Origin of the sequence: Micromonospora sp. NPDC047670, assembly GCF_043204915.1 — a bacterium.
Lineage (GTDB): Bacteria > Actinomycetota > Actinomycetes > Mycobacteriales > Micromonosporaceae > Micromonospora.
Genome location: NZ_JBIDDA010000008.1, coordinates 276,693 through 290,277, shown reverse-complemented (window position 1 = coordinate 290,277; position 13,585 = coordinate 276,693). Strand labels below are relative to the sequence as shown.

The window sequence follows — 13,585 nt, the reverse complement described above, 5'->3', positions numbered from 1 at the left end:
GGCGGCGGCCGGTGCAGCGCAACCGCGCACCCGTCGGTGATCGGAACCGACGACCGCCGGCATGCCGGGCTGCCGGGTCAGGCGCGGCCCCCGCCGGTGTCCGGTGCGGCGTCCGGCGCGAGGTCGGCCGGGGCGAGGCCGAGCGCGGCGGCCAGCGCGGGAGCGCCGGCCGGGGTCAGCCGGACGGCGCGGCCACCGCCCCGGGTCAGCCAGCCCACCTCGAAGAAGCGGTCGCACAGCGCCGCACCCAGCGTCCCGGCCAGGTGCGGGCGGCGCTCGGTCCAGTCCAGGCAGTCGCGCACCAGCGGGCGGCGGGCGGCCCGCAGCGGCGCGACCGGCACCCCCAGCCCGTCCAGCCAGCCGAGCCCCGCCGGCGTCAGCGCCAGCCCGTCGGCGCCGTCGAGCAGCCGGCCGGTGAGCATCGCGTCGCGCAGCAGCACCCCGAGGCGGCCGGCCAGGTGGTCGTAGCAGGTGCGGGCGTACGCCAGGGCGGCGCCGGCGCGGGCGGCGCGCAGTGACCGGGCCGGCTCGGGCCGCGCCGGCGTGTGGCCGGCCAGGTCCTCGATCAGCTGGGCCACCGAGGGGTCGGCGAGCCGGACGTAGCGGTGCCGCCCCTGCCGCTGCTCGACCAGCAGGCCGCCCCGGACCAGGCGGGTGAGGTGGTCGCTGGCGGTGGAGGCCGCCACCCCGGCGAGCCGGGCCAGCTCCCCGGCCGTCCACGCCCGGCCGTCGAGCAGGGCCAGGCAGATGGTGGCTCGGGTGTCGTCGGCGAGCAGGGCGGCGAGCCGGGCCAGAGCCGGGCCATCCGTGGCGGCGGTAGTCACCGGCCCATGCTGACACGGGCACTCTCCGGCGCCCACCGAAGGTTCAGCGAGTCTTTACAACGTTGTATCCAACGTTGTAGAAACGGACGCACTGATCCTGGTCGACATCCCCCACCCGAGGCAGGTCTGATGCGACATCTCCGCCGCGCCGGCGCGCTCGCCGCCGTCATCGGTCTGGTCCTGGCCGGGACGGCGTCCGCGCCGGCCGCCGCCGCCCCCGACCCCCGCTACCGCAACCCGGTCTCTGCCGGGTTCGCCGACACCTTCGCCGACCCGGTCATCGTCCGCGGTGAGGACGGTTTCTGGTACGCGTACGGCACCACCGACCCGCTGCGCGAGGGCGAGGGCACCTTCCACCGGGTGCCCACCGCGCGCTCCGCCGACCTGGTCGACTGGACGTACGTCGGGGACGCCTTCGGCGCCGACCAGCGCCCGGCGTACGCGGCGCCCGGCGCCGGCTTCTGGGCCCCCGACGTACGCCGGGTCGGCGACCGCTGGGTCATGTACGTGACCGTCACCGACACCACCGTCTCCCCCGACGGCGGCGACTTCGCCGTCGGCGCGGCCACCGCGCCCACCCCGACCGGCCCCTGGACCTTCGCCGACGAACCCGTCGTCGCGCCCCGCCCCGGCGGTGGCGGCGGCTGGCTGTGGACCATCGACCCGAGCCAGTTCACCGACGTCGACGGCCGGCACTACCTCTACTACGGCAGCTACTACGGCGGCATCTCGGTCACCGAACTCTCCCCCGACGGGCTGCGCGCCGTCGGCACGCCGACCCTGGTCGCCATCGACAACAAGTTCGAGGGCAGCTACGTGCTGCGCCGCGACGGCTGGTACTACCTGTTCGCGTCGACCGCGAACTGCTGCGCCGGCCCGGCCACCGGCTACTCCGTGCACGTCGGCCGGTCCCGCAGCCCGCGCGGACCGTTCGTCGACCGCGACGGCATCCCGCTGACCGCGTCCCGGGCCGGCGGCACCCCCGTGCTCGCCCAGAACGGCAACCGCTGGATCGGCACCGGCCACAACGGCTTCCTGACCGACCTGTCCGGCCAGGACTGGATCGTCTACCACGCCATCGACCGCGCCGACCCGTACCTGGACGAGCCGTTCGGCATCAACGAGCGGCCCATGCTGCTGGACCGCCTCGACTGGATCGACGGCTGGCCGACCGTGAACGCCGGCGCCGGCCCGTCGGACGGCGCACGGCCCGCACCGGTCACCACCGGCCGGGTGGACGAGCGCTTCGACGCCGGCCTCGCCGGCTGGGACGGCACCGCCGGGGACTGGCGGGTCACCGACGGCCGGCTCACCGGCAACGGCACGCTGTCCGGTCGTACCACCGTCGGCGGCGACGTGCGGGCGGAGGCCGACCTGCGCCCGGCCGCCACCGGCGCGGCCGGGCTCACCCTCGGCGAGCGCGTCGCGGTGCGGGTGGACGCCGCCGCCGGGCGGCTGGTCGCCCGGGACGGCGCCCGCACGGCGAGCGCGCCGCTGCCCGCCGGCTTCGACGCGGCGGCCGGACACAACCTCGCCGTCGAGGTACGCGGCCGGCAGCTCACGGCCGAACTGAGCCCGGCGCGGCTCGGTGACCAGGTGGCCGTGGTCTCGCTGCGGCTGGAGCGGCCGGTCGTCGGCCGGATCGCGCTGACCGCCACCGGCGGGGACGCCGGGTTCGACAACGTCAGCGTCGCCCGGCTGCACCGGCCCGTGCGGCACACCGTGCCCGGGCCCCGGGCCGGCGGCCTGCTGCCGGCGTTCTCCGACGAGTTCACCGACGGGCTGGACCCGGCGTGGCGGTGGGTCCGGCCGGACCCGGCGGCCACCGTCTCCGGCGGGGCGCTGCGCTGGCCGGTGCAGGGCGCCGACCTGACCGGCACCGGCAACACCGCCGGCGTGCTGCTGCGCGACGCGCCGACCGGCGACTACGTGGTGGAGACGAAGGTGACCCTCGACCTCGGCGAGGAGACCGTGCGCAACTACCAGCAGGCCGGCCTGGTCGCCTACGTCGACGACGACCGCTTCGCCCGGCTGGCGCAGGTCGCCATCTGGAACACCCGGCAGGTCGAGTACGGCTACGAGCTGCCCTTCGCCGGCCAGCCGGTGTACGGCGGCAACATCGTCGGCACCCCGGCGACCACCACCTGGCTGCGGCTGGCGCACCGGGTCGACCCGGCCACCGGCGAGCACGAGTTCCGGGCCGGCTCCAGCCGGGACGGGCGGAACTGGACGTGGGGCGGGGTGTGGACCTTCCCGGCCGACACCACCCCCCGCATCGGGCTGGTCGCGCACGGCGGCGCCGACCCGGCGCTCACCGCGCAGTTCGACTACGTCCGCTTCCACCGCTGAGCAGGGCCTGCCCGCCGTCCGACGGGTGAGACCGCGACGAGGCAGGGCGCCGGACGCCCGGCGGCTCCCGTGACCGAGGTGACGGGAGCCGCCGGGCCAGGTGCCGATGCCGCGCGGTCGGACGGCAGCAGCGTGGACCCGCCGGCGCCGGTCACGACGATGCCACCGGTCACCCCTCGGCGCCGCCGAGCGGGCTGACCGTCCGGCTCTCCCCGTCGTAGCTGCGCCCGGCCACGAAGGCGCCGACCGGGCGGTCGACGCCCGCCACGGCGCGGGCGAGCCGGCGGTCGGCGTCGCGGAAGCGCAGCGCCAGGCTCAGGTGCGGCAGCCACCGCCCCGGGGCGTGCCACGGATGCTGCCCCGTCGCCCCGGCGAGCACGTCCCAGACCGCCGCGTGCAGCGCCCTCAGCGCCGGCGACGGGTGGACCAGCCACACCAGCGGGGCGCTGCCGTCGAGGACGGCTATCCGGTCCAGCCGCACCGGCAGCGGCACCGCCGCGTCGATGAGGGCCGTCAGCCGCTCCCGCGCGCCGGGCGGGAACTCGTCCACCGAGGCGAGGGTCAGGTGCGGCCGGTTCGTCGGGTGGGCGTTGCGGGCCAGGCTGGGCAGCCCCGCCGCGGCCAGCCGCGCCCACGCCCCGCGTACCGCCGCGTCCAGGCCCGGCGAGCAGAGCAGTTCGACCGTACGCACGCCGCCAGGTTAGCCGGCGGCCTGCCCGCGCGAGCCGCTCGGCGCCGTCTGCGCCCGGCGCGCGGGCCTGGCCCGCCCCGCGCCAGCCGTCGTCCCCGACCGGTCCGCGCCCCGGGCACGTCGGGGCGCGGACCGGTCAGAGCCAGCCGTTGTCCCGGGCGGTCCGCGTCGCCTCCGCCCGGCTCGTCGCACCGAGCTTCTGCACCGCCGCGGCGAGGTAGTTGCGGACCGTGCCGCTGGACAGGTGGGCCCGGCGGGCGACCACCGCCACCGGGGCGCCGTCCTCGGCCAACCGCAGCGTGTCCAGCTCGCGCGGGGTCAACGGGCACGGCGGGATGGTCAGCGCGTCGGCGGCCAGCGCCGGGTCGACGTACCGGCCGCCGGCGTGCACCCGCCGGATCACGTCGGCCAGGGCCCCGCCGGGCGCGCCCTTGGGCAGGAACCCACGGGCCCCGGCGGCGAGCGCACGGGCCAGGTGCGCGGGGCGGCCCTGGCCCGTGAGGATCACCACCGCGCAGGACGGCAGCACCCGGGTCAGCTCGGCGGCGACCTGGAAGCCGTCCGGGCCGGGCATCGTCAGGTCGACCACGGCGACGTCGGGGCGGTGGGCCAGGGCGGCGGTCACCGCGGCGGCGCCGTCGGCCGCCTGCGCCACCACCGTCAGGTCCTCCTCCAGGTCCAGCAGGGCGGCGAGGGCGGCCCGGATCAGCTCCTCGTCGTCGGCGAGCAGGACCCGGATCATGACGCCGTCGGCACGGTCGCCTCGACGGTGAAGATGCCGTCCTCCTGGTGGGTCCGCAGCTCACCGCCGACGACGGCCAGCCGCTCGGCCAGCCCGCGCAGCCCGTGGCTGTGCCGGTCGGGCGCGGTGGCCGCGCCCGCGCCGTCGTTGGTCACCGTCATCCGCGCCACGTCCGCCTCCTGGTCGATCTCGATCCGGCACCAGCCGGCCCGGCTGTGCCGCAGCACGTTGGTGCCGGCCTCGCGGAGCACCGCCGCGAGCTGGGCGGCCGCCTCCGCCGGCAGCTCGCCGGCGGGCGGCACCACCGTGCAGCGCACCCCGGAGGAGCGCAGCACCTGCCCGACGGCGGTGACCTGCTCGGCCAGGTCGACGCGGCGGTAGCCGTGCACGGTGCGGCGCAGCTCGGTCAGCGCGGTGGCGGCCAGCCGCTGCGCCTCGGCCGCCTCCCGGCCCGCCCGCTCGGCGTCGGTAGCCGCGAGCCGGGCGGCGAGTTCCGCCTTCAGCGCGATGACGGTGAGATGGTGCCCGAGCAGGTCGTGCACGTCGCCGGCGAAGCGCAGCCGCTCCTGCGCCGCCGCGAGCCGGGCCTGGGCGACCTGCCCCCGGCCCGCCTGCACCAGCAGGTCCCAGAACCACACCTGGAACCCGGTCACGGCGGCGAGGCCGAGGCCGACGCCGCCGCTGACCACCAGGGACCGGCCGACGGACGTCCCGGTGGCCGCCGCCACCGCCGCGGCGACGGCCACGGTCGCCGCCGCCACGGGAAGCACCGCCCGGAGCCGGGCGACCAGCGGCACCGCGCCGACGATCGACGCGCCCAGCCAGGCCCACGTCGGCCACGTCCCGGCGGCGACCGGCGCGACCAGCGGCACGCTCAGCACCGCCACCACGGCGAACGCCACGCGGCACCGGCGGCGGACCCGGTCGGTCACGTCCGGCGTGACGGCCGCGTACAACGCCCCGGCCAGCACCACGGCGACCGCGGCGAGCCCCGCCGAACCGAGCGCCACCCGCAGGCCCGCCGGCTCCCGGGCCAGCCCGACCGCCGGCAGGGCCAGGGCGGAGGCCGCCCCGACCGCCAGGGACACCAGCGCGCCGGCCCGGGCCCGACGCAGGTGCCGGTCCGGTCCGGACACCGTCGGGTCGAACGCCACGGTCCGAATGGTAGGGGCGACACCGGCCCACCGCCGTACCGCCGGACGCACGGATCGGCCGTGCGTTCCGCACCGTCGACGGGTGACACCGCGCGGGTGTTCTCCGCGCCCACCCGCCAGCAGGCTCGAACGCATGACGGAGATGACGACGAACACCTGCCCTACGGCGCCGCACGCCGGCCACGCCCGTACCGCGCGGCCGCACGCCGCGCTGCTGCGGCACCTGCTGGAGATGGCGCTGGCGATGGTCGCCGGAATGCTGCTGCTCGGGCCGCTCCGGACGAACGTGGGCACCTCGCTCGGCCTGTCCGCCCTCCTCGGGCGGGCCGACGTCGACGCCGTGCTGATGGCGACGGACATGAGCATCGGCATGGCGGTGTGGATGCGGTATCGGCGCCACTCCTGGGCCGCCGTCGGCGAGATGACCGCGGCGATGTACCTGCCGGTCCTGGTGCTGCTCGTACCGTTCGAGGCCGGGCTGCTCGGGGCGGACGCCCTGCTGCTCGGCAGCCACCTGCTGATGGTCCCGGCGATGGCGCTCGCGGTGCTGCACCGGCGGGCCGAGTACGCCCGGCACCCGGCCGCCGCCCCCGCCGTCCGGCGTCACCGGCTGGTCGCGGCGCTGGCGCGCCGCTGGCCGACCGGGCTCGCGCTGCTGATGACGCTGGACATGCTCCTCTTCCCGCTGGTGCCCCCGGCGCTGTTCCTGCTGGCGCTGCCGGCGGCCTACCTGGTCATCGGCGCGGCGCGCGGGCGGCTGGGCGAGCGCCGGACGCTCGCCCTCCAGCTGGCCGGCCTGGTCGCCTGGGCGGCACTGGTCCTGGCCGCCATGACGGTCGACGGTGAGTTGGCCGGCTGGCTGGTGGCCGCCGGCTGGCTCGGCCACGCGGTCTGGGACGTGGCGCACCACCGCGGCGACAGGGTCGTCCCGCGCGGCTACGCCGAGTGGTGCGCGGTCTTCGACACGGTCATCGGGCTCGCCGTCGTGTTGGCCCTGTCGACCCGCTGACCCCCGCCCGGGGTGGGTCGCCGGCACGGGGCGGCGCCCCACCCCGGGCGGGCTGTTGTGCCGGTCGGCGAAACCACCGGCCGGTGGTGATGAAAAACTTGTCGTATGAGTTCCGCACCCGTACGGCACGACCCACCGACCGACCCCTCCCCGGACGCCCCCGACGAGGCGACCGCCTTCGCGGATCTCGGGCTGCGCGCCGAGCTGCTGGGCGCGCTCTCCGCCCTCGGCTACGAGGAGCCCACGCCGATCCAGCGGGAGGCGATCCCGCCCCTGCTGGCCGGCCGGGACCTGCTCGGTCAGGCCGCGACCGGTACGGGCAAGACGGCCGCATTCGCCCTGCCGCTGCTGCAGCGGATGCCCGACGACCGGCCCGGCGCCCCGGTGGCGCTGGTGCTGGTGCCGACCCGCGAGCTCGCGGTGCAGGTGTCCGAGGCGTTCCACCGCTACGGCAAGGACCTCGGCGCGCGGGTGCTGCCGATCTACGGCGGGCAGCCGATCGGCCGGCAGCTGCGCGCCCTGGACGCGGGGGTGGACGTCGTGGTGGCCACCCCGGGCCGCGCGCTGGACCACATTGCCCGGGGCACGCTCGACCTGGGCTCGCTGGCCACGGTCGTGCTCGACGAGGCCGACGAGATGCTCGACATGGGCTTCGCCGAGGACATCGAGGCGATCCTGGAGCACGCGCCCGCGCAGCGGCAGACGGTGCTCTTCTCGGCGACGATGCCGGCGCGCATCGACGGGCTGGCCCGCCAGCACCTGACCGACCCGGTGCGCATCCTCATCGCCCGGGAGCAGCCGGTCGCCGGCGAGGCGCCCCGGGTGCGGCAGAGCGCGTACATCGTCGCCCGGGGGCACAAGCCGGCGGCGCTGGGCCGGGTGCTGGACGTCGAGTCGCCCACCGCGGCGATCGTCTTCTGCCGCAGCCGGGAGGAGGTCGACCGGCTCACCGAGACCATGAACGGCCGGGGCTACCGGGCCGAGGCGTTGCACGGCGGGATGAGCCAGGAGCAGCGCGACCGGGTGATGGGCCGGCTGCGCACGGGCACCGCCGACCTGTTGGTCGCCACCGACGTGGCCGCCCGCGGGCTGGACGTCGAGCAGCTCACCCACGTGGTCAACTACGACGTCCCGTCGGCCCCCGAGTCGTACGTGCACCGGATCGGCCGGGTGGGCCGGGCGGGGCGGGAGGGCGTGGCGATCACCCTCGCCGAGCCGCGCGAGCACCGGATGCTCAAGACCATCGAGCGGGTCACCGGCCAGCGGATCACCATCGACAAGATCCCGACGGTGGCGGACATGCGCACCCGGCGGCTGGAGCTGACCCAGGGGGCGCTGCGGGAGAGCCTGCTGGAGGACGACCTCGACCCGTACCGGGCGATCGTGGAGTCGCTGACCGACGAGTTCGACCTGGTGGAGGTGGCGCTCGCGGCGGTGAAGCTGGCGCACGAGGCGACCTCGCCGGGCTCGGACGACGAGGAGGAGATCCCGCAGGTCCCGGTCCGGGGTCCGCGCGAGGGGCGGCCGGAGGGCGGCGGCCGGGGCGAGCGGCGCGGCGGCGCCCGGCCCCGTACCGGCGGCACCACCCAGGTCTTCATCGGGTTGGGCCGGCGCGCCGGGGTCCGCCCGCAGGACCTGGTCGGCGCGATCACCGGCGAGACCGGCGTCAGCGGCCGGGACATCGGGTCGATCGAGATCGCCGACCGGTTCTCGCTGGTGGAGGTGCCCCAGGGCGTCGCCGACGAGGTGATCGCGGGGCTGCGCGGCAGCACCATCAAGGGCCGCAAGGCGACCGTACGCCGGGACCGTGACGGTGACGGTGACGGGGGCGGCGAGCGCCGCTTCGACGGGGCCGACCGGCGCGAGCGCCGCGACCGCGACTTCGGTGACCGGCGCAACCGGCGCTGACGCACCGACGTGGCCCCCGCCGTTGCGGCGGGGGCCACGCCCGTTTCCGGGCGGGAGTCAGTCGGCCGGCTCCCCGGTCACCCGTTCGGTGTGCTCCTGCTGCACGGCGCGGGCGGTGCCGAGGAAGTCGATGATCGTTTCGAGTTGCCGCTGGTCGTAGCGGGCCAGGGCGCGCAGGCCGGCCTCCCCGACGGGCCGGTAGATGCTCCGCTCGGCCGCCCGGGCCGCCTCGGTCGCCTCGACCAGCACCCGACGCCGGTTGGCGGCGTCCCGGGTGCGCGCCACCAGGCCGGCCCGCTCCAGCCGGTCGATGACCGTCGTGGTGGCCGCCGGGCTCAGCCGCAGCGCCGTCGTCAACTCGCCGGCCGTCACCGGGCCGCGGCCGAGGACGACGTCCAGCGCCCGCAGGTCGGTCCGGTTGATGCCCAGCCGGCCGGCGGCCGCCTCGTCGAAGGCGTCGAAGCTCTGCTGCAGCAGCCGGATCTCTCCGGCCACCTGGCGGATCAGCTCATCTTTCGACATTCGAAACTTCCTGCTAGCTTAGATTTCGACAGTCGAACTTTAGCAGGGGGCGACCATGACCGAGAACGACCACAGGGAGATCCGCGACCTCTTCGACCGGCTGCTGCGGGCGTGGACCGACAACGACGCGATCGCGTACGGCGCCTGCTTCACCGAGGACTCCGACTACGTGTCGTACGACGGCACCCGGGCGGCCGGGCGGGCGCCGATGCAGGACGCGCACGACCGGCTCTTCCGGGGCGTGCTCGCCGGCTCCGCGCTGGTCGGCGAGGTGGAGTCGATCCGGGCGGTGACCGCCGACGTGGCGATCGTGCACGGCACCGGTTCGGTGCTGATGCCCTGGCGTTCGCGCCTGCCGCGCCGCCGGCTGTCCCGGCAGACCCTGGTCGTGGTGCGGACTGCCCACGGGTGGCGGTTCACCGCGTTGCACAACGGCCGGGTCCGGCCGGTGCGGATCCCCGCGCCGGGCTCGGCGCCCGCCCGGCTGTCGCGGGCCATGGGGCGTGGTGCGCGCCGGCTCGGGCTCGGCCGCACCCGCGCCGCCGCCTAGCACGGGGCCCCTGTCGTCCGTCCCGACGACAGGGGCCCCAGCACGCCGGAGCGCCCGGCAGGCTCAGACGGCCGCGAGCGCCGGGCCGTCCAGCGACTCGGTGTCGGCCTCGGCCGGCCGCAGTGCCAGGGCGAGCACGTCCGCGACGTCGGCCAGGGTGTGCACGGTCAGCGCCTCGCGGACCTCGGTGGGCAGGTCGTCGAGGTCCGGCTCGTTGCGGGCCGGGATGATCACTTCGGTCAGGCCGGCCCGGTGGGCGGCGAGCAGCTTCTGCTTGACCCCGCCGATGGGCAGCACCCGACCGGAGAGGGTCACCTCGCCGGTCATCCCGAACTCGGGCCGCACCGGCCGACCGCTGGCCAGCGACGCGAGCGCGGTCACCATGGTGATGCCGGCGCTGGGGCCGTCCTTCGGCACCGCGCCCGCCGGCACGTGCAGGTGGATCCGCCGCCCGGCGAGGGCGTTCGGGTCGAGCCCGAGCCGCCGCCCGTTGGAGCGCAGGTACGACAGCGCGATGTGCGCGGACTCCTTCATCACGTCGCCGAGCTGACCGGTCAGGGTCAGCCCCGGCTCGCCCTCCATGCTGGTGGCCTCGATGAAGAGCACGTCGCCGCCGGCGCCGGTGACGGCCAGGCCGGTGGCCACGCCGGGCACGGCCGTCCGCTCCGCCGACTCCGGGGTGAACTTCGGCCGCCCGAGGTAGGTGGCGAGGTTGCCGGTGTCGACGCGGACCGGGCCCGGTTCGGTGGCCAGGGCCACGGCGACCTTGCGGAGGATCTTCGCGAGCGAGCGTTCGAGCTGCCGGACGCCGGCCTCCCGGGTGTACTCGCCGGCGATCCGGGCCAGGGCCTCGTCGTCGACGCTGACCTCCTCGGCGGTCAGCCCGGCCCGCTCCCGCTGCCGGGGCAGCAGGTGGTCCCGGGCGATGGCGACCTTCTCCTCCTCGGTGTACCCGTCCAGGGTGACCAGCTCCATCCGGTCCAGCAGCGGGCCGGGGATGGTCTCCACCACGTTGGCGGTGGCCAGGAAGAGCACGTCGGAGAGGTCGAGGTCGACCTCCAGGTAGTGGTCGCGGAAGGTGTGGTTCTGCGCCGGGTCGAGCACCTCCAGCAGGGCGGCGGCCGGGTCGCCGGAGTAGCCGACGGCCAGCTTGTCCACCTCGTCGAGGAGCACCACCGGGTTCATCGAGCCGGCCTCGCGCAGGGCGCGCACGATCCGGCCGGGCAGCGCGCCGACGTAGGTGCGCCGGTGGCCGCGGATCTCGGCCTCGTCGCGGACACCGCCGAGGGAGACCCGCACGAAGTTGCGGCCGAGCGCGCGGGCGACCGACTCGCCGAGGCTGGTCTTGCCGACGCCGGGCGGGCCGGCGAGGGCGAGCACCGCGCCGGAGCCGCGACCGCCGACGACGCCGAGGTTGCGCTCGGCGCGGCGGTTGCGCACCGCCAGGTATTCCAGGATGCGGTCCTTCACGTCGGCCAGGCCGGCGTGGTCGGCGTCGAGCACCGCGCGGGCCGCGGCCAGGTCGGTGTTGTCCTCGGTACGGGTGCTCCACGGCATCTCCAGCACCGTGTCGAGCCAGGTGCGGATCCAGCCCGCCTCCGGGGAGGCGTCGCTGGCCCGCTCCAGCTTGCCGACCTCGCGCAGCGCCGCCTCGCGTACCTTCTCGGGCAGCTCGGCGGCCTCGACGCGGGCGCGGTAGTCGGCGGAGCCGTCCGGCTCGTCCTCGCCGAGTTCCTTGCGGATGGCGGCGAGCTGCTGGCGCAGCAGGAACTCCCGCTGGGACTTCTCCAGCCCCTCGCGGACGTCGGTGCTGATCTGCTCGGCGACCTCCTGCTCGGCCAGGTGGTCCTTCACCCAGCCGACGAGCAGCTCCAGCCGGGCGGTGACGTCCGGCGCGGCGAGCAGCTCGGTCTTCTGGGCGAGGCTGAGCCAGGAGACGTAGCCGGCCGAGTCGGCGAGCTCGGAGAGGTCGGTCATCCGCTCGATCGCGTCGATGACCTGCCAGGCGCCGCGCTGCTGGAGCACGGACGTCATCAGGGCGCGGTACTCGCGGGCGAGCTCGCGGGCGCGGCCGGCGGGGGCGGGTTCGTCGAGTTCGGTCGCCTCGACCCAGAGGGCGGCGCCGGGTCCGGGGACGCCGGAGCCGATCCGGGCGCGGGACAGGCCGCGCACGACGGCGGCCGGCTCGCCGCTGGGCAGCCGGCCGACCTTCTCGATGGTGGCGACCGCGCCGACGGGGCCGTACTCGCCGTCGAGGCGGGGCACGGCGAGCAGCTTGTGGTCACCCGTGGCGCGGGCCGCGTCGACGGCGGCCTGGGTGGTCGGGTCGAGGGTCACCGGGATGACCATGCCGGGCAGCAGCACGGCGTCGGTCAGGGGCAGTACCGGGAGAGTTGCCATCGAACACCTGCTATCGCGTTGAGTTGAGCGTGTCCAACTCAAGTAACAAAGCGTTCCCCTTGTTCCGGACTGTGACCCACACCACTGCGCCGCGTCGCGGCCCGCGAGGGAAACAGCAGCTCACGCACCTGGGCGCCGCCCCCGGCGACCGCCACGGCGAACGGGATCGCCAGGCTGGTCAGCGCCAGCGCGGCGACCGTCCAGCCGGGCAGCCCGGCCAGCGCCGCGACACCGGTCAGCGCGGCGAAGACGACGAGCTTGCGCCGCACGCGGGGCATCGGGACCGCCACGGACATCGGGATCTCCCTCCGGTCGTCAGAGCAGGACGAGCAGGGCGGCGCCGACGGCCGCCGCGGGGACGGTGGTGATGACGGTGGCCAGCGCCGCCGAGTGCCGGCGCAGCGCGGCGAGCGGGATCAGCGCGTCGCCGTCCTGGCTGATCGCGTTGGCGACCAGCGTGGGCAGCGGCAGCCCGCCGCTGACGTACAGGCCGGTGAAGACGATCTGCACGGCGCAGCCGGGGATGAGGCCGATCCCCGCGCCGACGAGCACGCCGGCGAGGCCGGTGAGGGCGAGCTGCGAGCCGTCGAAGCCGGTCGCGGTGGTCACCACCTGCCAGCCCAGGTACGCCACGGCGACCCAGACGGTGACGAAGGACGCCTCGTGGGCGCTGTGCCGCAGCGTCTGGCGCAGCGAGCGGGGCTGCGCGGTCTCCAGGGTGTCGTCGGCGAGCCGTCCCCGGCCGGCCGCGAAGATCAGCGCCGCGGTCAGCGTGCCGAGTATCCCCAGCGCCAGGTACGGGTCGACGCCCCCGAGGGAACGGGTCAGCGCGGCCGGGTCGACCATCTGGAAGACCACCGGCACCGACACCGCGAACGCGGGCGTGGTCAACCCCCAGAACGCCGTGGACGCGGGCACCCGGGGCAGCCCGCCGAGCAGCCGCCGCGATCCGGCGAGGTCCGGCCCGCCGGCGGCGGCCAGGCCGACCGGCGCGGGGCCGGGGCCGGCTGCCCGCCGGTCGGCCGCGCGGGCCGGGTCGATGCCGAGCGCGTCGACGACGTACCCGGTCACCAGGCCCACCGCGAAGAGCAGCGCGTGGATCTGGAGGGCGAACAGCGGGTTCCAGGCGAGCACCACCCAGGACGAGTCACCCATGGTGGCCGCCAGGGCGGCGATCACCGTGCCGAAGGAGACCTTCCCCCGAGCGTAGAGCGGCATCAGGACGATCGCCCCGCCGCAGCCGGGGCTGACGCCCAGCAGCGCGCCGACCAGCGGGCCGAGCCGGGGCCGGTTGGTGAGCCCGTCGGTGACCCGGTCGCCGTAGCGCCAGCGCAGCCAGCCGAAGAGCGCCACCATGACGGCGACGTAGACACCCACCTGCATGAACGCGTCCGCGAGCGGGCGGAGCACGAGTTCGGTCACGGCACACCTCCTCC

The 13,585-nt window shown here is 76.2% G+C and carries 12 protein-coding genes; 4 read left to right on the top strand and 8 right to left on the bottom strand.

Annotation, left to right across the window (positions count from 1 at the left end; genetic code table 11):
• Positions 1-77: 77 nt before the first annotated feature.
• Entirely contained in the window at positions 78-824 is a 747-nt protein-coding gene (locus ACGF7U_RS21340; RefSeq protein ID WP_393109133.1) for an ArsR/SmtB family transcription factor, read from the bottom strand.
• 129 nt (positions 825-953) lie between these two features.
• On the opposite strand from ACGF7U_RS21340, the gene ACGF7U_RS21335 reads away from it, so the two are divergent.
• Positions 954-3,173 (top strand): family 43 glycosylhydrolase, encoded by a 2,220-nt coding sequence (locus tag ACGF7U_RS21335; protein ID WP_393109131.1) that lies wholly within the window; start codon positions 954-956, stop codon positions 3,171-3,173.
• 169 nt (positions 3,174-3,342) lie between these two features.
• Here the strand turns inward: ACGF7U_RS21335 and ACGF7U_RS21330 are convergent, their stop codons facing one another.
• From ACGF7U_RS21330 to ACGF7U_RS21320, 3 genes are all read right to left on the bottom strand, one after another.
• Positions 3,343-3,864, bottom strand: coding sequence for a 2'-5' RNA ligase family protein (locus ACGF7U_RS21330; protein WP_393109129.1), 522 nt, complete (start codon positions 3,862-3,864; stop codon positions 3,343-3,345).
• Positions 3,865-4,000: 136 nt separating this feature from the next.
• Positions 4,001-4,606 carry a response regulator gene (locus ACGF7U_RS21325; protein ID WP_393109127.1) on the bottom strand — a complete coding sequence of 202 codons (606 nt, stop codon included), beginning with the start codon at positions 4,604-4,606 and terminating at the stop codon, positions 4,001-4,003.
• Positions 4,603-5,760 (bottom strand): sensor histidine kinase, encoded by a 1,158-nt coding sequence (locus ACGF7U_RS21320; protein WP_393109125.1) that lies wholly within the window; start codon positions 5,758-5,760, stop codon positions 4,603-4,605. The genes ACGF7U_RS21325 and ACGF7U_RS21320 overlap by 4 nt, the downstream gene beginning before the upstream one ends.
• A 133-nt stretch (positions 5,761-5,893) precedes the next feature.
• On the opposite strand from ACGF7U_RS21320, the gene ACGF7U_RS21315 reads away from it, so the two are divergent.
• Both ACGF7U_RS21315 and ACGF7U_RS21310 read left to right on the top strand, forming a co-directional pair.
• Positions 5,894-6,769: a hypothetical protein gene (locus ACGF7U_RS21315; protein ID WP_393109123.1), complete on the top strand. Its 876-nt coding sequence runs from the start codon at positions 5,894-5,896 to the stop codon at positions 6,767-6,769.
• A gap of 105 nt (positions 6,770-6,874) precedes the next feature.
• Entirely contained in the window at positions 6,875-8,677 is a 1,803-nt protein-coding gene (locus ACGF7U_RS21310) for a DEAD/DEAH box helicase (RefSeq protein ID WP_393109121.1), read from the top strand.
• A gap of 57 nt (positions 8,678-8,734) precedes the next feature.
• Here the strand turns inward: ACGF7U_RS21310 and ACGF7U_RS21305 are convergent, their stop codons facing one another.
• Positions 8,735-9,199 carry a MarR family winged helix-turn-helix transcriptional regulator gene (locus ACGF7U_RS21305; RefSeq protein ID WP_393109119.1) on the bottom strand — a complete coding sequence of 155 codons (465 nt, stop codon included), beginning with the start codon at positions 9,197-9,199 and terminating at the stop codon, positions 8,735-8,737.
• Positions 9,200-9,254: 55 nt separating this feature from the next.
• On the opposite strand from ACGF7U_RS21305, the gene ACGF7U_RS21300 reads away from it, so the two are divergent.
• Positions 9,255-9,749, top strand: coding sequence for an SgcJ/EcaC family oxidoreductase (locus ACGF7U_RS21300; RefSeq protein ID WP_393109117.1), 495 nt, complete (start codon positions 9,255-9,257; stop codon positions 9,747-9,749).
• Between the two features lie 63 nt (positions 9,750-9,812).
• On the opposite strand, the gene lon is transcribed toward ACGF7U_RS21300, so the two are convergent.
• The 3 genes from lon to ACGF7U_RS21285 are packed head-to-tail and all read right to left on the bottom strand — an operon-like array spanning position 9,813 to position 13,571.
• Positions 9,813-12,149: an endopeptidase La gene (gene lon, locus ACGF7U_RS21295; protein ID WP_393109115.1), complete on the bottom strand. Its 2,337-nt coding sequence runs from the start codon at positions 12,147-12,149 to the stop codon at positions 9,813-9,815.
• A gap of 38 nt (positions 12,150-12,187) precedes the next feature.
• Complete coding sequence (locus ACGF7U_RS21290) at positions 12,188-12,445, bottom strand: hypothetical protein (RefSeq protein WP_393109113.1); 258 nt, start codon at positions 12,443-12,445, stop codon at positions 12,188-12,190.
• Between the two features lie 19 nt (positions 12,446-12,464).
• On the bottom strand, positions 12,465-13,571 hold the full coding sequence (locus ACGF7U_RS21285) for a putative manganese transporter (protein WP_393109111.1): 1,107 nt from the start codon (positions 13,569-13,571) through the stop codon (positions 12,465-12,467).
• Positions 13,572-13,585 lie beyond the last annotated feature (14 nt).

Excerpts from the sequence above, each read along its gene's own strand:
- ACGF7U_RS21290 (WP_393109113.1), bottom strand. The coding sequence starts at position 12,445 with ATGTCCGTGGCGGTCCCGATGCCCCGCGTGCGGCGCAAGCTCGTCGTC.
- ACGF7U_RS21310 (WP_393109121.1), top strand. The coding sequence starts at position 6,875 with ATGAGTTCCGCACCCGTACGGCACGACCCACCGACCGACCCCTCCCCG.
- ACGF7U_RS21315 (WP_393109123.1), top strand. The coding sequence starts at position 5,894 with ATGACGGAGATGACGACGAACACCTGCCCTACGGCGCCGCACGCCGGC.
- lon (WP_393109115.1), bottom strand. The coding sequence starts at position 12,149 with ATGGCAACTCTCCCGGTACTGCCCCTGACCGACGCCGTGCTGCTGCCC.
- ACGF7U_RS21335 (WP_393109131.1), top strand. The coding sequence starts at position 954 with ATGCGACATCTCCGCCGCGCCGGCGCGCTCGCCGCCGTCATCGGTCTG.
- ACGF7U_RS21305 (WP_393109119.1), bottom strand. The coding sequence starts at position 9,199 with ATGTCGAAAGATGAGCTGATCCGCCAGGTGGCCGGAGAGATCCGGCTG.
- ACGF7U_RS21300 (WP_393109117.1), top strand. The coding sequence starts at position 9,255 with ATGACCGAGAACGACCACAGGGAGATCCGCGACCTCTTCGACCGGCTG.
- ACGF7U_RS21325 (WP_393109127.1), bottom strand. The coding sequence starts at position 4,606 with ATGATCCGGGTCCTGCTCGCCGACGACGAGGAGCTGATCCGGGCCGCC.